This is a genomic window from Sphingomonas melonis DAPP-PG 224, from assembly GCF_000379045.1.
GTDB classification, from domain to species: Bacteria; Pseudomonadota; Alphaproteobacteria; order Sphingomonadales; family Sphingomonadaceae; genus Sphingomonas; species Sphingomonas aquatilis.
Window position 1 is genome coordinate 426320 of the sequence record NZ_KB900605.1, and the last position, 20273, is coordinate 446592.

Sequence of the window (20273 nt, forward strand, 5' to 3'; positions counted from 1 at the left end):
CGGACCGAGTCCGGGGTGACGGGGGGCAAAACGACAGGCCTGCGCATCACCCCGCAGGCGCTGCCTCGCCATCGATCAGCCGCTTCCATACCGGCGTCATGCACGCCGTCACCTGGGCGCTGGTCCGCGCCACCGGCGCGCAGGCAAGCAGGCCTGCGCACATCCCCGCATCCAGTGCGGCATCGCCGCTGCACCGTTTGAAGACACAGTGTATGTCGCCGGTGCGGCGGTCGGTCTTGGTCACGATCCGCAGCCGTCTCGCCGCGCATCGTCGCCCGGTCACGACGATGTCCTCGCCCGGCGGCTCCGCGACGGGCGTCACCGCCAGCAGCAGCGCGAGGGCGATCACCGCCCCAGCGCCCGGACCAGCCGGATCCCGACATTGTCGATGCCCGGATTGACGTCCGAGAACAGCTGGCGGTGGCTGAAATGCTCCCAGGTCGCCTCGACCGCCCAGCGCCGGTCGATCCGCACGCCGATCGCGGCATTGGGGTTGAACAGCACGCGCGATCCGAAGCCGGTGCGGGTCTGGTAGATTTCGTACCGGCGCCAGGCCTCGGCACTGTCCAAGCCGGGCAGGAAGGGGTTGGGCAGATAGCGATAGCCGTCGTGGATCGTCACGCCGATGCCGACCTGCGCATAGACGCGGCCCTTGAAGGCATGCTGCCGCCATTCCGCACCGAGGCTGGCGAAGCTCGTCTTGCCCGCGGTGCTGACCTGCACCTTCGCCGTCAGCCGGGGTTTCAATGCCCAGCGGATCGGCAGCATCTTGGTACGATAAACGAGCTGGACGTCGGTGGTGCCGTCCTCTTCCATGCCCTCATACACCTGCCCCGGCGGCAGTGTCGGGAAGGTCAGCTGGCTGCCCAACGGATGGAAGTTCGCGCCGTGCCGCAGCACGCCCACCGCCACTTCGGGCGCATGCGTCACCAAATCCTGCGCCATCGCCGGCGTCGGGCCAAGCAGCATCGTGGCGCCCAACAGGCGCATCAACCCGGTCTTCATGACGTGTATCCCCTTCCACGGCTGTCGACCAGCCGGCCTCATTCGTGTATGAAGCCAAGAAATTTCTGTCAAACAGAAAGAACATGATGACGGACGGATATTGGCTGCCGCCGCGCAAGGCGTGGCTGTGTCGGCTTGCGGGGCTGGTGTTTCTGATCGGCGCCGCGGTGATGCTGCCGGTGATCGTCTTTGCCGGGCTGACCCCGGGCGCGTCGCCGGGATGCGGCGGCGGTTACGGCTGCGTGTGGGAGGCGCGGCCGGTGACGCTGATCGACAGCGACGAGCGACTGCGCGTGGAGGCGTCGCCCGCCGCGCTGAAGGCGTTGAACGCCTTTGCCGCGCAGGGCCGGGTGCGCTTGGGCCTTGCGGGGATCGAGGCGATCAACGCTTTGCCCTTTGCCGCGTTGCTGTTCAGCGTCGGCGTGGCCCTCCGCCGCCTCGGTGGACGCGGTGCCGATCCGTTGCAGCGGGCATTGCCGTGGCTGCGCCGCGCCTCGATCGCCGCGATCGTCTGGACGCTCGCCCACGCGGTGTATCAGACCGCGCTCGAATCGTGGCTGTCGCCGGGCACGCCGGCTGGACCGACCCTGTACACGAACATTTACCTCGCCGACATCGCGACCGGCCTGCTGCTCGCCATCGCCGCCTATTGCGCAATCTGGGCGATCGAAGCGGGGTTGCGCGCACAACGCGATCTGGACGATTTCGTCTGATGCGCCCGCCGCTCGCCCCCCGTACCCGAATCGCCCGCAAAGCGCGCCGCTGCCGTATCGCCGGCCTGCTGTTCCTGCTGATCGCGGCGCTCGTCGCGGCGACGATCCCGCTCGCCGGCCTTTGGCCAGCGCCCCGATCGCATTGCGGCGACCAGGGCTGCACTTGGTCCTCCGACCCCGTCACGCTGTTCGACGAGCAGGATGCTGAAAAGCTGCGCGCCGCGCCCGCCGATATCCAGCGCCTCAAGGTCTATGTGCAGCGGCCGCTGGTCCGCCTCGGCCTTGCCGGGATCGAAGCGATCGACGTCGGGCCGCTGGTCGTCCTACTCGTCGCGGTCGGAATCGCGCTGCGCCGACTGGGAGGGCCGCCCCGCTATGCCTTCGCGCAGGCGCTGCCGTGGCTGCGGCGCGCGACGATCGCCGCGATCCTCTGGGCGATCGCGCAGCCGCTGTCGGACAGCCTGCGCCAGATGCTGCTCTATCGCGGCACCTCCTGGGGACCGCATTGGCTGATCGCCCTCGATTTCAACGCGATGGCGATGCCACTGCTGCTCGGCCTTGCCGCCTATGCCGCGGTCTGGGCGCTCGAATCGGGGTTGCAGGCGCAGCGCGATCTGGACGATTTCGTCTGATGCCAGTCATCGTCAACCTCGACGTCATGCTCGCGCGCCGCAAGGTGCGATCGAAGGAGCTTGCCGAGGCGATCGGCATCACCGAATCGAACCTGTCGCTGCTGAAATCGGGTCGGGTGAAGGGTGTGCGCTTCGGCACGCTCGCCGCGATCTGCCGCTATCTGGAGTGCGAGCCGGGCGACATCCTTGGCTACGAACCGTCGGACGACGACCTGAAGGCGGCGGACTGATCGAGCAGCCAGCGGCGGAACGCCTGCATTGCCGGGCTTTCCTTGCGCGACAGCAGGCGGGTCAGCCAGTAGCGGCCGGCGTCGACCTCGATGGCGAAGGGCTGGACCAGCCGTTCGCTGGCGAGATCGCGCAGGCACATCGCGCGCGGGGCGAGCGCGACGCCCTGGCCCGCCGCCGCCGCGCCCGCCATCAGCGCCGAGCTGTCGAACATCGGCCCACGCAAGGGTGGCGCGTCAGACCCGGCGGCGGCGAACCACAGGCTCCATTCGCTGGGGCGGTAGGAGCGCAGCAGCCGTTCGCGCGCCAGATCGGCCGGGCCGCTTAGCCGCGCCGCGACGGCGGGCGCGCACAGCGGGGTCAGCGGCGCGTCGAGCACGGCCTCCGCCGCCGTGCCATGCCATGCGCCGTCGCCGAAGCGAATGGCGTAATCCAGCCCCTCGCCCGCCAGATCGACGCGGTTGTTGTTGATCGCGAGGCGCAGGTCGATGTGCGGATGCGTCGCGTCGAAATCGTCGATCCGCTCGATCAGCCAGCCCGTCGCGAAGGTGCCGACGACGCCGACGTGCAGCGGGTGACGGAAGCGCCCGTCGGCATAGCCGTCCAGCGTCGCGCCGATCCGATCGAACGTTTCGGCGAGTACCGGCACCAAGGCATGGCCGTCATCGGTCAGCGCAAGCCCGCGCGGCAGCCGGTGGAACAGCCGCGTGCCCAGCCGGCGTTCGAGCTGCGCGACCTGATGACTGACCGCGCCCTGGCTGACGCACAATTCGAGTCCCGCGCGAGTGAAGTTCAGATGCCGCGCCGCCGCTTCGAAGGCGCGCAACGCATTGAGGGGCAATTGGGCGCGATCCATGCGCCTAGGCATGAGGGGAGTTCATGCCTGTGTCGAGAGAAGATGCTTTGTCGGCAGTGTCTGCACCGAGGCATTCTGCGTGGCGAAGGAGACCCGCCGATGCTCGTTACCCCGTTTGCGGCCATGCTTGCCGCCGTTTCCCCGACCGCGGACGATCCGCTGACCCGTCCGATCGCGGTCGAACAGGCGCAGGACTGGCTGCGCCCCGCCCCGCCGGTACGGGTGTTCGGCAAGACCTATCTTGTGGGCTTCGGCGGGCTTAGCGTCGCACTGATCGACACCGGCGACGGCCTGATCCTGATCGACGGGGCATTGCCGCAGGCCGAGCCGGCGATCCTCGCCAACATCCGCAAACTGGGGTTCGACCCGCGGCGCATCCGCTACATCCTCAGCACCGAACCGCATTTCGACCATGCCGGTGGCCTCGCCGCACTGGTGCGCGATACCGGCGCGACGGTGGTCGCCAGCGTACGCGGGGCGGAGGGGCTGCGCTCGGGGCGGCTGGCCGCCGACGATCCCCAGCGCGGCTATGACAGTCGCTTTCCCGCGGTGGCGGCGGTGCGCACGATCCGCGATGGCGAGCCGGTGCGGCTGGGCGATACGGTCGTCACCGCGCGGGCGACGCCGGGTCATACGATGGGCAGCATGAGCTGGAGCTGGCGCGCCTGCGAGGGGCGGACGTGCAAGGCCATCGTCTTCGCAAGCAGCCTCAACCCCGTGTCCGCGCCCGGCTATCGGTTTAGCGCGCCTGCCGCGCGGCCGGTGCTCGCTGCGTTTCGCCGGGGTCAGGCGGCGATGGCGGCGCTGCCGTGCGACCTGCTGATCACCGCGCATGCCGATCAGGACGACGCGACCGATCGCTTCCGCACCGCGCCCGGCGCCTGCCGCGCCTATGCGCGCGCGTCGGCGGTGAAGGTCGCCACGCGGTTGCGCGAGGAGCGAGCGCGCTAGGCGATCAGATCGGCTCCCCCGCCGCCCGTGCGCGCGCTTCGCGTGACGCTTCGGCGGCGGGGACAAGGCGATAGGCGGCGATCGCGCAGGTCAGCGTCACCGGCATGATCGCGAGCAGCGACAGCATGCCGACCGACAGGCTGCCCGACAGCGTCGAGATGCGGCCCGCCAGATACGGCCCCATCGCGAGCCCCATCAGCGTCGTGCCGATGAAGAAGGTCGCGGTCGCGGTGCCACGCATGCGGGGCAACACCAGGTCCTGCGTCGTCGCCGCCGCCGACCCCAGCGCGCCGCTGGCGGTGAGGCCCGACAGGAACAGGCAGGGATAGAAGACCCAGACGCTCGACGCGGTGAAGGCGCCGATCAGGAACGGGATCGGCACCGTCGCGCCGAAGATCACGACGATCAGCCGCCCGGCGGGATCGGTGCGGCGCAGGCGGTCGGCGACGATGCCGCCGATCGTCAGGCCCAAAAACCCGGCGAGCGCGCCGCTGCTGCCGAGCAACAGGCCGGCGCGCGCCGGCGTCTCGCCCAATGTGCGCAACACGTACGGCGCGGCCCAGAAGCTGGCGGCGTAACTGAGGAACGAGTTCAGGCCGTAGGCGACGACGGTGCAGAGGAAGGCCGGCGTGCCGACAATCAGCGCGAAGGTGGCAGGATCGCGCCGCTTGAGCGCGCAGGCCCAGGAGAAGACCGCGTAGACGCCGATGCCGATCGCCAGCCACTGCGGCTTGGGTTCGCCGATACCGATCAGGAAGGCGACGACCGCGACCACCGCGGCAAGGCCGGTAAGGTTGATGAGCAAAGCCCGCGTGCCGCCGCGCGCCGCGCCGATCAGCGTGAGCGGCGGGATGATCGTGAGCAGTTCCTGGAAGAAGGCGCGGAAGGGCGCGGGATGCTTGTCCGGTTCGGGCAACCCCTCGACCAGCCCGCGGATCGGTTCGCGGATCGTCGCGACCCATAGCGCAACGACGAGGCCGGGAATACCGACCGCGAGGAACGCCGCTTGCCACCCGACGAGACCGAAGGGCCCGCCGTCAGGATAGGTGCGGTTCCAGCCCTGGACGATCAGTCCGCCGATGAACAGCGACACGCCGCCGCCGACGTACAGGCCCGCCGAATAGATCGACAAGGCCGTCGCGCGCAGCCGCTTGGGGAAATAGTCCGAGATCAGCGAATAGGCGGCGGGACTCGCGGTCGCCTCGCCGATGCCGACGCCGATGCGCGCCGCGGCGAGCTGTCCACCGGTGCGCGAAAAGCCGGACAATGCGGTCATTGTCGACCAGAGCGCGAGGCCGACGGTCATCAGCCGCACGCGATGCCAGCTGTCCGCGAGGCGGCCGAGCGGGATGCCGAACAGTGCGTAGAACACACCGAAGGCGGTGCCGTAGAGGAAGCCGAGGTCCTCGTCCTTCAGGTTCAAGTCGCGCTTGATGTCTTCGGCCAGGATCGAGATCACCTGCCGGTCGACGAAGTTGAGGACGTAGACGACGAACAGGATGCCCAGCACATACCAGGCATAGCGCGGCGCGGGCGCCTGCGCCGCCCCGTCCCCGGACGCGGTGGGACCAGCCATCGACCTCTCCTTCGATTTTTTCGAAGGCTAACAGAGGTTCCGGGGCCCGATAACCCCAAAAGCGATACCCGATATTCTAAAGTGTGTCTGGCGGTGTGCGCTTCACCGCTTCGGACGACGACGCGTGACACGCTCCAGCCGATCGATCAGCGATTCGATCGTCGGCGGGGCGGCGGGGGCGGCAGGCTCCCCGGCGGCCGGCTTGGCGGGCACGCGCAGCGGCGGCACCGGGCGCACCGGGGTCAGCGGCACGGGGGGCAGCGCACCGGGGTGGAAGGCGGCGAGCGGCAGGTCGAGGTCCGCCGGAATCGGCTGTTCGACCGGCGGCGGTGGGGGCGACGCGCTGGTGACGGGGCGCGCAAACATCGTGTCGTCGTCATCCTCCAGATCCGCAGCCGACAGCGGACGGCGCGCAGGCGCGTCAGGGTGCGCATCGGCGCGGCGCAGGACGGGGACGCCATCGCTGGAGGCGGCGCGGGGGGCGAGCAGGCCACCTGGGCCGAATAACAGGAACAGCGCCGACCAGATGACCGCACCGGCCAGCGCGCCGCCGGCCAGCGCCAGCACGGCGCGCGCGGTCGTGCCCAAGGGCGGTTCCGCCGCGCCGATCAGCGACGGCAGGCCGCTGCGCCATACCCAATCCTCCAGCACGGTGGCGGGCAAGCCGACGAACAGCAGGACGACGGCCAGCGCCGCCACCGCGCCACCCACCGGGGCGATCCAGCGCATCATCGCGGCGCGCGACGGCATGGTCTGGGTCATAGGCTGGCCGGGGAATGCTGGCATGCTGTGTCCATCAGCGCGGCCGACGTGAGCCGCTGGTAAACGGGATCGTAACGACGAATGTTTGACGACCAGTTACGCTCCGCCTCGACGAACGCGCGCCCACGGGCACGGCGGGCGTCCCAGCCGCTGCGGTCGGCGAGCAGGCCGGCGAGCGCCATCGCGATGGCGGCGGGATCGTCCGGGGCGAACAGCGTGCCGGTGTCGCCGTCGCGGATCAGTTCGCGATGGCCGCCGACGTCGGAGGCGGCGACCAATTTGCCCTGCGCCATCGCCTCCAATGGCTTCAGCGGCGTGACGAGATCGGTGAGACGCATGCGCTTGCGCGGATAGGCGAGCACGTCGACCAGCGCGTAATAGCGTTCCACCTCGGTATGCGGCACGCGGCCGACGAAGCGGATCGCGTCAGCCGCCGGGGACGCCGCCGCCTGCGCGCGCAACGCCACCTCCATCGGGCCGCCGCCGACGAGCAGAAGCCGCGCCTTGGGCCGGGCGGTGACCAGCGCGGGCATGGCGGCGATCAGATCGTCCAGCCCCTCGTAATCGTAGAAGCTGCCGATGAAGCCGATCGTCTCGGCATCCTCCAGCCCCAAGGATGCGGCGAGCGCGGGATCGCGCGCGACCGGTTCGCCGAAGAGCGTGAGATCGACGCCGTTGGGCGAGACGACGATCTTGTCCGCCGCCACGCCACGCGCGATCAGGTCGCCGCGCAGGCCCTCGCAGATCACCGCAACGGCATCGGCGCGCTGCACCGCCCAGCTCTCCATCGCGCGGGTGACACGATATTTGGCCGACCCTTCGGTGCCCGTGCCATTGCCAACCGCCGCATCCTCCCAAAAGGCGCGGATTTCGTAGACCAGCGGCAGGCCGCGTGCGCGCGCGACGCGCAACGCCGCGATCGCATCGAGCACGGGCGAATGGGCGTGGAGCATATCGGGCCGAAAGGCGTCGACCGCCGCATCGATCCGCCGGGCAAAGGCAGCGAGGCCGCCGACCTCCCCCAGCACGCCGCCCTTTCGCGTCGCCTGGGTGCGATAAAAGGTCAGGCCATCGACCGATTCGACTGCGTCCGGCGCCAGGCCATGGCGCGGGCCGGTGACGGCGGCCACCTGCCAGCCGCGCGCCTCCTGTGCCTTCAGAATCGCGCGCGTGCGGAAGGTGTAGCCGCTTTGCAGGGGCAGTCCGTGGTCGAGGACATGGAGAATCCGCATGGCCCAAGCCCTTGCACCCACAGTGCTTAATGCCGCGTCAACCGCAGCCTAGCCCGCGGTAAAGGTCAGCCCCGCTTTGTCCTGCAAGCGATCGCGCAATCCGGTGCCGAGCAGCGCGCCCGGCGTCCAGATGCCGCCCGCCCCCTCCGTTTCGATCAGGCAGCGCGCGGTTTCGGCGATCATCTTGCTGGTCGAACCGTAACCGGGGTCGCGGTCACCGGTCACCACCGCATCGAAGCGCGCGCCATCGGGCATCAGGCCGACGAACAGCAGGTCGTAATGGCCGCTGTCGCGCTCCTCCTTGCTGGGGCCTTCGCCGGGCTTGGGGCCCTTGTCGCCGGCGAGCGGATTGAGCTTGGCGATCGCTTCGGCGGCGGCCTTGCCCATGTCGCCCAGCCCGGCAACCATCATCTCGTCATAGACGAAGTCGGTGCCGTAGCGGTGGCCGAGCAGATAGTTGGTGCGGTGGACGTTCTTGGTGTTGATCGCCGCCATGATGAACGGCGCGACCCAGGTGTTGAGCGTCGCGTCGAATTCGGGGAGCATGCCGGTCGGCTGATGGGGGCCGCTGAAGCCGGGCGTCAGCGCGAACGGGCTGGCGAGCAGCCCGACGATCGAGGGGTCGCGTGCCGCCGCGGCGAGCGTCGCCTTCAGGCTGGCGGCGGTGCCACCCGAAAAGCCGCCCTTCATCGCGCGCACCCGGCCCTTCACCCGCGGCGCGGGCATGCCGTATTTGGCGCGTGCGCATTCTTGCAATGTCAGCACGCCGAGGTCGAAAGGGATCGAATCGAAGCCGCAGGAAAAGACGATGCGCGCGCCGGTGCGCTGCGCCTCGGCATGATGCGCGTCGATCATGTGGCGCATCCACGCCGGCTCGCCGCACAGGTCGACATAAGCGGTGCCGGCGGCGACGCAGGCGGCGATCAGCGGTGCGCCGTAGAGCTGGTACGGGCCGACGGTGGTCAGCACGACCTGGGTCGATTCGGCCATCGCCTTCAGCGAGGCGGGATCGTCGGCATCGGCGACGACCAGCGGCGTATCGGCCGGCGCGCCGATGAGGTCGCGCACCTCCTCCAGCTTGGTGCGGCTACGCCCCGCCATCGCCCAGCGGGTGACGCCCTGCTGGCTGAGATATTCGGCGACGAGACGCCCGGTGAAGCCGGTCGCGCCGTAGACGATGATGTCGAAGTCGCGCATTGCCCTCTCCCGTTTGCTTTACGCAAACGTCATGCGCTTTGGGGGCGGTGGGGGCAAGGCCTCACCGCCCCCCACGTCATCCCGGCGCACGCCGGGATCCATGGTTTCGGTATGGCTGATAGGCGCGCATGACCGCTGGCGTCGCGCGTCCATGGATCCCGGCCTGCGCCGGGATGACGAACAAGGGGAATGACCGCCCCATCCTCCGTCATTCCCGCGGAGGCGGGAATCCAGAACCGCTAACGGTGCGGCTCAAGAGGGACCTGCGCGTCTGGATTCCCGCCTTCGCGGGAATGACGGTGTAAGTGGGGTAACGGGTGTCCCTTACGCCGCTTCGTTGAATTGCAACCGGGCGAGTCGCGCGTACAGGCCGCCGCGTTCGATCAGGCTGGTGTGGGTGCCGTCCTCGACGATGCGGCCCTGGTCCATCACCACGATGCGCTGCGCGGCGCGGACCGTCGCCAGCCGGTGGGCGATGACCAGCGTCGTGCGGTTCTGCATCAGCCGTTCGAGTGCCTGCTGCACCAGCCGTTCGCTGGCGGCGTCGAGCGCGCTGGTCGCCTCGTCGAGCAGCAGGATCGGCGCATCGCGTAGCAGCGCGCGAGCGATCGTCACGCGCTGGCGCTGGCCGCCCGACAGGCGCGCGCCGCCCTCGCCCAGATGCGTGTCGAGGCCCTGCGGCAGCGTGCGCAGGAATTCCGCGGCGTTGGCCGCCTCCGCCGCGGCCCACAGCTCGTCGTCGCTCGCCTCCCACCGGCCATAGCGCAGATTGTCGCGCGCGCTGGCGCCGAAGATCACCGCATCCTGCGGCACCATCGCCATCTGCGCGCGCACTGCGGCGGGATCGGCTTCGCGCAGGTCGACGCCGTCGAGCAGCACGCGGCCCGCGGCGGGATCGTAGAAGCGTTCGGCGAGCTGGAACAACGTCGACTTGCCCGCGCCCGAGGGGCCGACCACCGCCACCGTTTCGCCCGGGCGGATGGTGAGCGTCAGGTCGTCGATCGCCGCCGCATCGGGGCGCGTCGGATAATGGAAGCGCACCCCCTCGAACGCGAGCGCCCCCGCCACCGGCACGGGCAAGGGGATCGGAGCGGCGGGTCGGGCGATCTCGGGCGTCTCGCGCAGCAGTTCGGCAATGCGGCTCGCCGCGCCCGCGCCGCGCAGCAGGTCGCCATAGACTTCGGTCAGCGCGCCGAACGCGCCCGCGACGATGCCGCCCGTCACGACGAAGGCGAACATGCCGCCGCCCGACAGGCGCCCGGCGGTGACGTCGGCGACGCCCTCCCACACGACCAGCACGATCGACCCGAAGACGAGGCCGATCATGATCGCGGTCATCACTGCGCGCAGCGCGATGCGGCGCTTCGCGGCGGCGAAGGTCGCGTCCACCGCCGCGCCGAAGCGCGCCGCCTCGCGCGATTCCTGACCGAATGCCTGCACGATCTTCATCGCGCCCAGCGTTTCGGTCACCAACGCGCCGACATCGGCGATCCGATCCTGCGAGATGCGCGAATGCGCGCGGATGCGGCGGCCGAAGATGGTGACGGGCAGCACGACGAGCGGAATGCCAAGCAGCAGCATGCCGGCAAGCTTGGGCGAAAGCACGAACAGATAGACCATGCCGCCGATGCCGGTCGCGGTGTTGCGCAGCGCGATCGACACGGTGGTGCCGACGACCGTCTCGATCAGCGTCGTGTCGGACGTGAGGCGCGAGGCGATTTCCGACGGGCGGTTTTCCTCGAAGAAGCGCGGCGTCAGCGCCAGCAGGTGCGCTTGCACCTTCAGCCGGAGGTCGGCGACGACGCGCTCGCCCAGCCACGACACATGGTAGAAGCGAATCGCCGTCGCCACCGCGAGTACCGCGACGATCATCAGCAGATAGTGGAAAGAGGCATCCACCGTCCCCTGCCCGCCTGCGACGAAGCCGCGGTCGATTACCCGCTTGAAGCCATAGGGGATGCCGATCGTCGCCGCCGAGGTGGTGGCGAGCGCGGCCAGCGCGATGGCGATGTGGCGGGGATAGCACAGCGCGATCTCCCACACGAGGCGAAGGTCGCCGAGCCGGCCCTTGCCGGCGGCGGGAGTGGGGGAAACGGGGGAACGCGCCATCGCTCGCGCCTAGCAGCAGGGGGCACACGGCTCAACGCCGCCGGCGCGTACTCGGTCTGGCGCTTATCGCGCGTCTCGGGCGTTCAGACGATTGCGGCAAGCGCGAATGCCGTTACGTATACGGCAACCAATACAGGCTACGACACGATCATGCTCTACGACGCCTATGAAATGCAGCGCTCGATGCTGGCCGGGGCCAGCGCCATGGCGACCTTCGGCGCGGACTGGATGCGCAATCCGGCCAACCCCTGGTCCTATGTCGGCGGCGGCCAACTGGTCAGTTCCGCGCTGGAGGTGTTCGCCCATGCCTCCGCGACGCGCGGCAAGCCGGCCTTCGGCCTCGACCACACCGTCATCGATGGCAACGAGGTGGCGGTGCATGAGGAGATCGTGCTGCAAAAGCCGTTCGGCCAGCTGAAGCGCTTCCGCCGCGATGGCGTGGAAGGCGGGCCGAAGCTGTTGATCGTTGCGCCGATGTCGGGCCATTACGCCACGCTGCTGCGCGGCACGGTCGAGCGGATGCTGCCGAGCGCGGACGTCTACATCACCGACTGGCGCGATGCGAAGCTGGTGCCGTTGAAGGACGGGCATTTCGACCTCGACGATTATATCGACTATCTGATCGCCTTCCTGGAAGCGATCGGGCCGAACGAGGGCCAGGGCGGCACGCATATGCTGGCGGTCTGCCAGCCGTCGGTGCCCTGCTATGCCGCGGTCGCATTGATGAGCGCGGACAAGCACCCCTGCCGGCCCAAGACGCTGACGATGATGGGCGGACCGATCGACACGCGCGAGGCGCCGACCGCGGTCAACACGCTGGCCACCGAACGCCCGCACGCCTGGTTCGAACAGAATGTCGTCGTGACCGTTCCGATGATGTATCCAGGCGCGGGCCGGAAGGTGTATCCCGGCTTCCTGCAGCTCGCCGGCTTCATGTCGATGAACCTCGGCAACCACATGATGAGCCATTGGGAGATGTTCAAGCATCTGGTCCAGGGCGACGGCGAAAGCGCGCAGGCGACCAAGAACTTCTATGAGGAATATCGCGCGGTGTGTGACATGACCGCGGAATTCTACTTGCAGACGGTTGATCTCGTCTTCCAGACGCATGCCCTGCCGCGTGGCGAGATGCTGCATCGCGGGCGCCCCGTCGATCCCGGCGCGATCACCGATGTCGCGGTGCTGGCGATCGAGGGCGAGCGCGACGACATTTCTGGGCTCGGACAGACAAAGGCGGCGCTGACGCTCGCCACCAACCTGCCGGCCGATCAGAAGCGCTATTACATGGCCGAGGGTGCGGGCCATTACGGCATCTTCAACGGCTCGCGCTGGCGCAACAAGGTGGCGCCGATCGTCGAGGAATGGATGGCGGCGCACGCCTGACACGCCAGATATGCGAAGGGGCGGCTCCGATCGGAACCGCCCCTATCGTCATTTATAAGGCCGGACGCCTCAGGCGACCGAGTCGACCACGGCGTGGCTGCTCGATTCGTCGCTGCGGATCGTGCCGCCGAACAGCATTTTCAGCCGGCCGCCGATCGAGATATCGGTTTCCCACAGCTCGGCGCTGTCGATATCGAAACGCAGCAGCGTCAGGTTGGGGTCTTCCTTCCCACCCGGGAACCAGGCTTCGACCTGGTTATTCCACAGCTTGTCGATCTGGGCGCGGTCGTCGTCGCGGCTGACGTTGCCCGCGAGGCAGGCGAAGAAGTCGTGCCCCTTGCCAACGAACTGCGCCATGGCATCGCCGCCCTTGGCGATGCGATTGTCGCGACCGGCAAAGAAGAACAGCGTGTTGGGCTGATCGTCGTCGATCTGCGCGGTCATCGGTTCGGAATGCTCGCCATCCATCAGGCCGATCATCACGAACGGGCTGCTCTTCAGCTTGTCGAGGAACTTGGCGGCCACTTCCTGCGGGCTGTCTTGATCGGCCATGCATCGTCTCCTGTACCGGGGGTTCGGCCGGAAGAACGAGCGCATCGGGGGTTGGTTGCGCGGAAAGACCGCATCGGCCACGATCGCCGGCGGCGGCAATCCCGCCGTCATCACAAGGAGACACTGCAATGACGGTGGCCGACTTGTGCCAGATCCTGGGCGTCATCATCGCCTTTGCGGCCTTGGCCGTAAAGATCGTCGATAGTCGCAACAGGTAAAGCACACGGGCGGGGCTCGGGCTGCAACCTGAGCCCCAAACGTTTTGGGCCCCGATCGCTGCAACGATCGAGGCCCACACAAGGAGGACACCAATGACAATGTCCGAGTCGCTACATACCCTTTCCGGGCCTAACTTTCAACTTACAGGACCTCGAACAGCCCCGCCGCGCCCATGCCGCCGCCGACGCACATTGTGACGACGACATACTTCGCACCGCGGCGCTTGCCCTCAATCAGCGCGTGGCCGGTCATGCGGGCGCCGGACATGCCGTAGGGATGTCCAATCGAGATGGCGCCGCCGTTCACATTGAGCAATTCGTCGGGAATGCCGAGCGTGTCGCGGCAGTAGAGGACCTGGACGGCGAACGCCTCGTTCAGTTCCCACAGGCCGATGTCCTTCATCGTCAGGCCGTTCTTTTCGAGCAGCTTGGGGATCGCGAAGACCGGGCCGATACCCATTTCGTCGGGCTTGGTGCCCGCCACCGCCATGCCGACGTAGCGGCCGAGCGGAGTCAGCCCCTTCGCTGCGGCGACCTTTTCCTCCATCAGCACCGATGCCGAGGCGCCGTCCGACAGCTGGCTGGCATTGCCCGCGGTGATGACGCCGTCCGGTCCGACGACCGGCTGCAACGCCTGCAAGCCTTCCAGCGTCGTGTCGGCGCGATTGCCCTCGTCCTTCGACAGCGTGACGTCCTTGGTGCTGACCTCTTTGGTCACCTTGTCGACGACGTTCATCGTCGCCGCCATCGGCACGATCTCGTCATCGAACTTGCCCGCCGCCTGCGCCGCGGCGGTGCGCTGCTGCGATTGAAGGCCGTAGGCGTCCTGCGCCTCGCGGCCGATGCCGTAGCGCTTGGCGACCGTTTCGGCGGTCTGCAGCATCGGCATGTAGATGTCGTTGTGCATCGCGAGCAGCTGCTTGTCGGGGGCGACGCGCATCTGCGGGGTCTGGACCATGCTGATGCTCTCGACGCCGCCGCCGATCGCGACATCCATGCCGTCGATCACGATCTGCTTGGCCGCGGTGGCGATCGCCATCAGGCCGCTGGCGCACTGGCGGTCGAGCGACATGCCCGACACGGTGATCGGCAGGCCGGCGCGCAACGCCGCCTGGCGCGCGATATTGCCCGCCTGATGCCCCTGCTGAAGCGCGGCGCCGAACACCACATCCTCCACTTCGCCGCCATCGATGCCGGCACGCTTGACGGCATGGTCGATCGCATGGCCGGCCAACGCCTGCGGCGTCGTGTTGTTGAAGGCGCCGCGATAGGCGCGGCCGATCGGCGTGCGGGCGGTGGAGACGATGACGGCGGAGCGCATGGGCTGGCTTCCTTGATGGGGCGCGACGCGGCGCGCGGGTTCGGTGACTATAGGGTTGGCGTCAGACGAAAATCTGGCTGATCCATTCGGCGATCAGGGCAGGCTTGTCCTGCCCTTCGATCTCGACGACGAAATTGGTGGTCTGCTGGAATTGGCCGGGGCGCTTTTCGTCGAAGGCGAGCAGGGTGAAGCGGCCGCGCACGCGCGATCCCGAACGGACGGGGGTAAGGAAGCGAACCTTGTTACCGCCGTAGTTGACGCCCATCCGCGCGCCTTCGATCTGCGGCGCGTCGGGCACCTTGCTGCTGAGCAGCGGCATCAGCGACAGCGTGAGAAAGCCATGCGCGATCGTGCCGCCGAAGGGCGTCTGCGCCGCCGCGACGGGATCGATATGAATGAACTGATGGTCGCCGGTCGCTTCGGCGAAGCGATCGATCATCGCCTGCGTCACCTCGACCCAGTCGGACACGGTTTCGGTGCCGACCCTGTCCTTCATCGCCTGCGCGGTGATCGTCGTCACGAAGAATCGCCCTCCCGATTGCGGCGCGCGGATGGCGTTCCGCGTCGCGCCATCCTGTAGGCGGAGCCGGGGGCGTTCCGCAAGCCCCTCTCCCGACCGAAAGCTTGAACCCCGGCGCCCATGCACGACGAACCGCGCCAAACGCGGCGGACCCGATGTTCGAAAACGCCTAGGACGCGGGGGCGTAGGGCATGACCAGCTTGCCGTCGGGGCCGGCGGTGTAGGTCGTCTGCGTCGGATAGGCGATGCCGATCCCTTCCGCGGCGAAGCGGCGGATCAACGACACCATGATGCGATCGCGCATCGGGTGCGCGGTCGCCCAATCGTCGCCGGGGATGTCGAATTGCAGCACGAAATCGAGGCTGGAGGCGCCGAAGGTTTCGAAGCTGGACCGTGCGACCTTGCCGCCTTCGCCCTCGACGATCTCGCGCATGATCTGCGGCACGCGGGCGAGCGAGTCGGGCGGCGTTTCGTAGGTGACGCCGATCGTGAAGGCGAGCCGGATGTGGTCGCGCACGCTGATGTTCTGGATTTCCTTGTCGAGCAGCTGCTTGTTGCTGATCACGCGCAATTCGCCGGTGAAAGCGCGGATGCGCGTGCTCTTCAGGCCGATCGATTCGATGACGCCGTTGGTCGTGCCGTAGCTGATCTTGTCGCCGCGGCGGAACGGTCGGTCGAAGATGATTGCAAGCGCGGCGAAGAGGTCGCCGAAAATGCCCTGCGCGGCGAGGCCGATGGCAATGCCACCGACGCCCAGGCCGGCGATCAGTCCGGTGACGTTGACGCCGAGATTGTCGAGCACGACGACCAGCGCGACAGCGAACAGCGCGACGGTGACGAGCAGGCGGATGAGGCCCATCGCGCTGAGCAGCGCCTCGCCCGAATAATGTTCGCTGCTGGTGCGATGCTCGATCGCGCCGAGGATCAGCTCGCGCGCCCAGATCGCCGCCTGGAATACGGAGGCGACGGTCCACAGGAAGTTGATCGTCGTCGATACCTGGCTCGGCGCACCGGCATAGCCCGCGACCAGTTTGGCGGCGAGCATGACGATGAAGAAGTTGTTGGTGCGCGCGATCGCCCGGCCGACGATCGCGCCCCAGCCGCGGCGCACGAGCGTCTCTGCAACGCCCGAGACATCCCTGCGTCGGCACAGGCGTTCGCCGAGCCGGCGCAGGCCGTGCAGCGCGACGACGATCACCACGCCGACGGCGAGCGCGATGAGGATTTGCAGCCAGTGCGTGTGCAGCCAGACTTCGCTGGCGGTGTACAGGCCGGTCAATTGATCCTGGACGCCGTTGCTGTCGAAGATCGGCGAAGCGGTAGCGGTCGTGGTTTTGGACATAAGGGGATCAGGCCGCGGCTTTCAGCGGCGCCGTGCTGGGCGTGCCGGCTTCGAGGAAGGCGATGAGCCCCCGCTCTTCACGGCTGAGATGACGGGCGGAGCGTGGCAGGCGCAACGCGCGGCGGAAGGCGCCCTGCCCCGTCTTTACCAAGGCGATGAGGGACGGGTGGACGTAGCTCTTGCGCGCGATGGCGGGCGTGTTGCCGAGCCGGGCGACGACGGGTTCGAGCAGCGCCTTCAGGCTGAGGTCCGCCTCGGCGCGGGCCAGCGCCTCGAACGCGGCGACGCTGGCGCCCCAGGTACGGAAATGCTTGGCGGTGAAATCGCCGCCGGTCGCGCGCTTGATATAATCGTTGACGTCGGACGAGGTGACGGGGTGCGCATCGCCATCGTCGTCCACCCAGGCGAACAGATGCTGTTCGTCTAGGTCCTGCATCTTGCGCACCGTCGCGGCGAGCCGCTTGTCGGTGATCGCGACATCGCGTTCCTTGCCGGATTTGCCCTTGTAGCGCAGCTTAAGCGTGTTGCCGCGGACGGTGCCGTGGCGCTTGCGCAGCGTCGTGGCGCCGTAGCTCTTGTTCGTTTCGGCATAGGCTTCGTTGCCGACGCGCAGGTGACCGATGTCGAGCAGGCGCACGACCGCGGCGATAGCGCGATCGCGCGGCAGGCCGCGTGCGGACAGGTCCGCCTCGACGCGGGCGCGCAGCTTGGGCAAGCAATGGCCGAAATCGGCGCATTTTTCGTATTTCGCCGCCTCCTGCGCCTCGCGGAAGCCGGTGTGATAGCGATATTGCTTGCGCCCCTTCTCATCCCAGCCGACCGCCTGGATATGGCCATTGGGCTTGGGGCAAAACCAGGCGTCGCGATAGGCGGGGGGCAGGCCGACCGCGTTCAGCCGGTCGATCTCGTCACGATCGGTGATCCGGTCGCCGTCGGGCGCATAATAGGCCCAGCCATTGCGAACCTTGCGGCGCGTGATGCCGGGCTTGGAATCATCGCAATAGACTATGCGTGCGGCCAATTGGGCACTCCCTTCCTAGTAGGAAATGCCCAGGCGACGCGCACGGTTCCGAGCGCTACCCCGTGGCGCGTGACCGCCCGAGCGCGTTGACCCAGCGTTGCGCGGGCCGTTCGACCCAGCGGTAGAGGAGGACGGACGCCGCGAGGACCAGCGCGAGATAGAGGGCGATGACCGGCCAGGGCACCGCAGTCGCATCGCGGACGGCGACGAGCTTGAATGCCTTCCACAACAGGAAGTGCGACAGATAGGTCGCGTAGCTGATGTCGCCGAGCGCGTGGAGCCAGCGCCCCTCGAGCGGATGGTGCGGCGTGCCGGCGGTCAGCGCCAGTGCGAGCAGCAGCGCGGCGAACGTCAAAGGCGCGGCGAGCGTCTCGGGGCAGCCCAGCGCCCAGGCTGCCGTGCCGATCGCGGCGACGCCGAGCGGCCAGGCGAGCGATGGGCGGCGCAGGAACAGCGCGGCAAGGATCGTGCCGGTCGCAAATTCGGCGAGGCAGCGGATGAGGCCGTAGCGCGGAATGTCCCAGCCCAGCGTCGGCGCGCCCTGCATCGCGATGTGCAGGCCAGCGAGGATCGCCGCTGCGACGGCCACCAGCGCAAGCGCGGGCAGGCGTCGCCAGTCGATCGTCAGGATCAGCAGTGGGAACAGCAGATAGGCGGCGAGTTCGCAGCTGATCGACCAGGCCGGATCGTTCCAGCGCAGCGCATCGGTGACGCCCCAATTCTGCACCAGCAGCACATGCAGCGGCAGTTCGGCGAAGGGAAAGGCGGGGTCGCTGCGCCCGGTCGCCCACAGCGCGAGCGCCAGCGCGACGGCGAAGGCCAGCATGACGCCATGCAGCGGCCAGATGCGCGCGACGCGCTTTTGCAGGAAGCGGGCGATGCCGGCGGCACCCTGCCCGCGCAGTCGGTCATGCCAGGTCAGCCAGATGACGAAACCGGACAGGAGGAAGAAGAAGTCGACCGCGAGATAGCCCTTGGCGAACACCGCCTCGACGCCGTGCGGCAGGCCCGCGATGCTAGCGCGGATATGGTAGAGGACGACCAGCCACGCAGCGATGCCCCGGGCCGAGGTGAGGGCGCGCAGTTCGCTCATGCTGGAATGGCGTCGCCCCGTGGCTTGCGCAGCGGCGCCTGGCCCTCTTCGCTGCGGCGGCGGGCGAGATAGGTGTCGAGGCCGATCTGCGCGCCGAGCAGCATGTAGATGAATGGCTGGAAGGCGATGGCGATGAACGCCGCGCCGAGCAGATAGACGAGGTGCGCGGTCTGGAGCGCGGCGGCGAGGGGGCCCGCCCAGCCGAAGGGGCCGGCGGGATCGCGATAGCGGCGGCGCAGCACCTCCATGCGGACGAGGCCGATCAGGCTGATCGCAAGCCACAGGGCCAGGCCGGGATAACCCTGTTCGCCCAGCATTTCGAAATAGGCGCTGTGATAGCCGCGCGCCTTGTCGGTCACCGCCTGATCGGCGACGGTCGCGGCGGCATCGCCCTGCGCGGCGGTCGTCTTCTTGATCTCGTAGCGGATGTGGTTGCCGCGGAACGCCTCGAACCCGCCGCCGAAGGGGTGCGCCTTGGCATAGTCGATCGTCCACTGCCACACGGCGATGCGGGTGGAGGCGGATTCGTCGGCGTCGTGGCTCTTGATCGTGCTCATCCGCTCGGTGAAGCTCGCGGGCAGGAACGGCACCGCGAGCAGCCCGGCCGCACCGATCATGGCGAGATAGGTGAACTTGCGCTTCGTATTGCGCAGCGACAGCAGCGCGACCAGCACGGTGCAGAGCGTGCCGGTGCGCGTCGAGGTGCCGATCGGGATCAGCAGGCAGGCGAAGATCAGGCACAGGCAGAAGCCCTTCACCTTCCAGTCGGGCGGAAAGATTGTGCCCCAGCGCATGAACCAGGCGATCAGCGGCACGATCGCGATCGCGACGGTGGAGATGGTCGACCCTTCGTACAGGCCCGAATTGTTGGTCACCATCAGGTCGAGCTGGCCATAGCCGCCGCCGCCCGCCGCGGTCTTGATGCCGCCGACGATGATGATCGTCGCCGCCGACAGGATCATGAACAGCAGCAGCGATTCGATGCGCAGGCGCGTGCGCAGCGTCAGCGGCAGGAAGGCGGCGAAGGCCAGGCACTTCCACACCCAGTCCCATTTGTCGCGCGCGTCGACGGGGAAGTCCGCGCCCATCGTCGTGATCCCGCAATAGAGCAGCAGCAGGATGATGAGGCCCTGGCGCGGCGCGAAGCGGCTGTCGCTCTTGTCGTCCATCAGCAGCCAGCCGCCGACCGCCAGCACCACCGCGATCAGCGAAATCGGCACGGCGTTGAGCAGGATGTACGTCAGCCGCTGCGGCGAGACGATGTCGATATAGACGTATGCGCACACCAGCAGGAACGGACGGCGGAGGCCCATTCCGAACAGCGCGGCGAGGAAGGCGACGAAGACGAGATCACGCACCGGCGGGCGGCTCCGGCGGCGTGCTGCGGCGGGCGCGCCAGTGGCGGGGCGGCGGCGCTTCGGAATCGAGATCGGGCCGGCGCAGCAGCCGCCAGGCGGCGAGCAGCATCAGGCCGTGCGTCAGCGCCAGCGACAGATTGTCGATCATCGCGTGCGAGCGCTCCTTGTCCAGGCGACAGGTGTAGGGGGTTCGGGTTGATGCGG

The 20273-nt window shown here is 68.3% G+C and carries 21 protein-coding genes; 5 read left to right on the plus strand and 16 right to left on the minus strand.

Annotation, left to right across the window (positions count from 1 at the left end):
• Nucleotides 1-46 precede the first annotated feature (46 nt).
• On the minus strand, nt 47-349 hold the full coding sequence (locus tag SPHME3_RS0102125; RefSeq protein ID WP_017977502.1) for a hypothetical protein: 303 nt from the start codon (nt 347-349) through the stop codon (nt 47-49).
• Nucleotides 346-1005, minus strand: a complete 660-nt coding sequence (locus SPHME3_RS0102130) for an acyloxyacyl hydrolase (protein ID WP_017977501.1) — start codon at nt 1003-1005, stop codon at nt 346-348. The genes SPHME3_RS0102125 and SPHME3_RS0102130 overlap by 4 nt, the downstream gene beginning before the upstream one ends.
• 83 nt (nt 1006-1088) lie before the next feature.
• Here SPHME3_RS0102130 and SPHME3_RS0102135 point away from each other — a divergent pair, with 83 nt between their 5' ends.
• The 3 genes from SPHME3_RS0102135 to SPHME3_RS0102145 are packed head-to-tail and all read left to right on the plus strand — an operon-like array spanning nt 1089 to nt 2580.
• The gene (locus SPHME3_RS0102135; protein ID WP_017977500.1) at nt 1089-1718 is read left to right on the plus strand and encodes a hypothetical protein; all 630 of its coding nucleotides are present in this window, start codon (nt 1089-1091) and stop codon (nt 1716-1718) included.
• A complete protein-coding gene (locus SPHME3_RS0102140; protein WP_018250530.1) occupies nt 1718-2350 on the plus strand; it encodes a hypothetical protein in 633 nt (210 codons plus the stop codon). Before SPHME3_RS0102135 ends, SPHME3_RS0102140 begins: the two co-directional genes overlap by 1 nt.
• On the plus strand, nt 2350-2580 hold the full coding sequence (locus tag SPHME3_RS0102145; RefSeq protein ID WP_017977498.1) for a helix-turn-helix domain-containing protein: 231 nt from the start codon (nt 2350-2352) through the stop codon (nt 2578-2580). The genes SPHME3_RS0102140 and SPHME3_RS0102145 overlap by 1 nt, the downstream gene beginning before the upstream one ends.
• Here SPHME3_RS0102145 and SPHME3_RS0102150 read toward each other — a convergent pair.
• Nucleotides 2541-3434, minus strand: a complete 894-nt coding sequence (locus tag SPHME3_RS0102150) for a LysR family transcriptional regulator (RefSeq protein WP_017977497.1) — start codon at nt 3432-3434, stop codon at nt 2541-2543. The two genes, SPHME3_RS0102145 and SPHME3_RS0102150, sit on opposite strands and share 40 nt — an antisense overlap.
• 99 nt (nt 3435-3533) lie before the next feature.
• Here SPHME3_RS0102150 and bla point away from each other — a divergent pair, with 99 nt between their 5' ends.
• The gene (gene bla / locus SPHME3_RS0102155) at nt 3534-4385 is read left to right on the plus strand and encodes a subclass B3 metallo-beta-lactamase (protein WP_020486353.1); all 852 of its coding nucleotides are present in this window, start codon (nt 3534-3536) and stop codon (nt 4383-4385) included.
• A gap of 4 nt (nt 4386-4389) precedes the next feature.
• Here bla and SPHME3_RS0102160 read toward each other — a convergent pair whose 3' ends face one another.
• From SPHME3_RS0102160 to SPHME3_RS0102180, 5 genes are all read right to left on the minus strand, one after another.
• Nucleotides 4390-5961 carry a spinster family MFS transporter gene (locus SPHME3_RS0102160; RefSeq protein WP_017977495.1) on the minus strand — a complete coding sequence of 524 codons (1572 nt, stop codon included), beginning with the start codon at nt 5959-5961 and terminating at the stop codon, nt 4390-4392.
• A 102-nt stretch (nt 5962-6063) separates the two neighbouring features.
• Nucleotides 6064-6723, minus strand: a complete 660-nt coding sequence (locus SPHME3_RS0102165; RefSeq protein ID WP_017977494.1) for a hypothetical protein — start codon at nt 6721-6723, stop codon at nt 6064-6066.
• Nucleotides 6720-7955, minus strand: coding sequence for a TIGR04063 family PEP-CTERM/XrtA system glycosyltransferase (locus SPHME3_RS0102170; protein WP_017977493.1), 1236 nt, complete (start codon nt 7953-7955; stop codon nt 6720-6722). The genes SPHME3_RS0102165 and SPHME3_RS0102170 overlap by 4 nt, the downstream gene beginning before the upstream one ends.
• Before the next feature lie 48 nt (nt 7956-8003).
• On the minus strand, nt 8004-9152 hold the full coding sequence (locus SPHME3_RS0102175) for a saccharopine dehydrogenase family protein (RefSeq protein WP_017977492.1): 1149 nt from the start codon (nt 9150-9152) through the stop codon (nt 8004-8006).
• Between the two features lie 324 nt (nt 9153-9476).
• Complete coding sequence (locus SPHME3_RS0102180; protein WP_017977491.1) at nt 9477-11261, minus strand: ABC transporter transmembrane domain-containing protein; 1785 nt, start codon at nt 11259-11261, stop codon at nt 9477-9479.
• 150 nt (nt 11262-11411) lie between these two features.
• Between SPHME3_RS0102180 and SPHME3_RS0102185 the strand changes: the two genes are divergently transcribed.
• Complete coding sequence (locus SPHME3_RS0102185; RefSeq protein ID WP_017977490.1) at nt 11412-12644, plus strand: polyhydroxyalkanoate depolymerase; 1233 nt, start codon at nt 11412-11414, stop codon at nt 12642-12644.
• 69 nt (nt 12645-12713) lie between these two features.
• Here SPHME3_RS0102185 and SPHME3_RS0102190 read toward each other — a convergent pair whose 3' ends face one another.
• The 8 genes from SPHME3_RS0102190 to SPHME3_RS21250 all read right to left on the minus strand — a co-directional run bounded on the left by SPHME3_RS0102190 (nt 12714) and on the right by SPHME3_RS21250 (nt 20217).
• Nucleotides 12714-13196, minus strand: a complete 483-nt coding sequence (locus SPHME3_RS0102190) for a pyridoxamine 5'-phosphate oxidase family protein (protein ID WP_017977489.1) — start codon at nt 13194-13196, stop codon at nt 12714-12716.
• A 360-nt stretch (nt 13197-13556) separates the two neighbouring features.
• The gene (locus SPHME3_RS0102200) at nt 13557-14735 is read right to left on the minus strand and encodes an acetyl-CoA C-acyltransferase (protein ID WP_017977487.1); all 1179 of its coding nucleotides are present in this window, start codon (nt 14733-14735) and stop codon (nt 13557-13559) included.
• A gap of 61 nt (nt 14736-14796) precedes the next feature.
• The gene (locus SPHME3_RS0102205; RefSeq protein ID WP_172436207.1) at nt 14797-15231 is read right to left on the minus strand and encodes a MaoC family dehydratase; all 435 of its coding nucleotides are present in this window, start codon (nt 15229-15231) and stop codon (nt 14797-14799) included.
• Nucleotides 15232-15424: 193 nt separating this feature from the next.
• Nucleotides 15425-16597 (minus strand): mechanosensitive ion channel family protein, encoded by a 1173-nt coding sequence (locus SPHME3_RS0102210; protein WP_017977485.1) that lies wholly within the window; start codon nt 16595-16597, stop codon nt 15425-15427.
• A gap of 7 nt (nt 16598-16604) precedes the next feature.
• Nucleotides 16605-17618 (minus strand): DNA topoisomerase IB, encoded by a 1014-nt coding sequence (locus SPHME3_RS0102215; RefSeq protein WP_017977484.1) that lies wholly within the window; start codon nt 17616-17618, stop codon nt 16605-16607.
• Nucleotides 17619-17673: 55 nt separating this feature from the next.
• A complete protein-coding gene (locus SPHME3_RS0102220) occupies nt 17674-18711 on the minus strand; it encodes an acyltransferase family protein (protein ID WP_017977483.1) in 1038 nt (345 codons plus the stop codon).
• Nucleotides 18708-20069, minus strand: coding sequence for a DUF5935 domain-containing protein (locus tag SPHME3_RS0102225; RefSeq protein WP_017977482.1), 1362 nt, complete (start codon nt 20067-20069; stop codon nt 18708-18710). Before SPHME3_RS0102225 ends, SPHME3_RS0102220 begins: the two co-directional genes overlap by 4 nt.
• On the minus strand, nt 20062-20217 hold the full coding sequence (locus SPHME3_RS21250) for a hypothetical protein (protein WP_017977481.1): 156 nt from the start codon (nt 20215-20217) through the stop codon (nt 20062-20064). The genes SPHME3_RS0102225 and SPHME3_RS21250 overlap by 8 nt, the downstream gene beginning before the upstream one ends.
• Nucleotides 20218-20273: the final 56 nt, after the last annotated feature.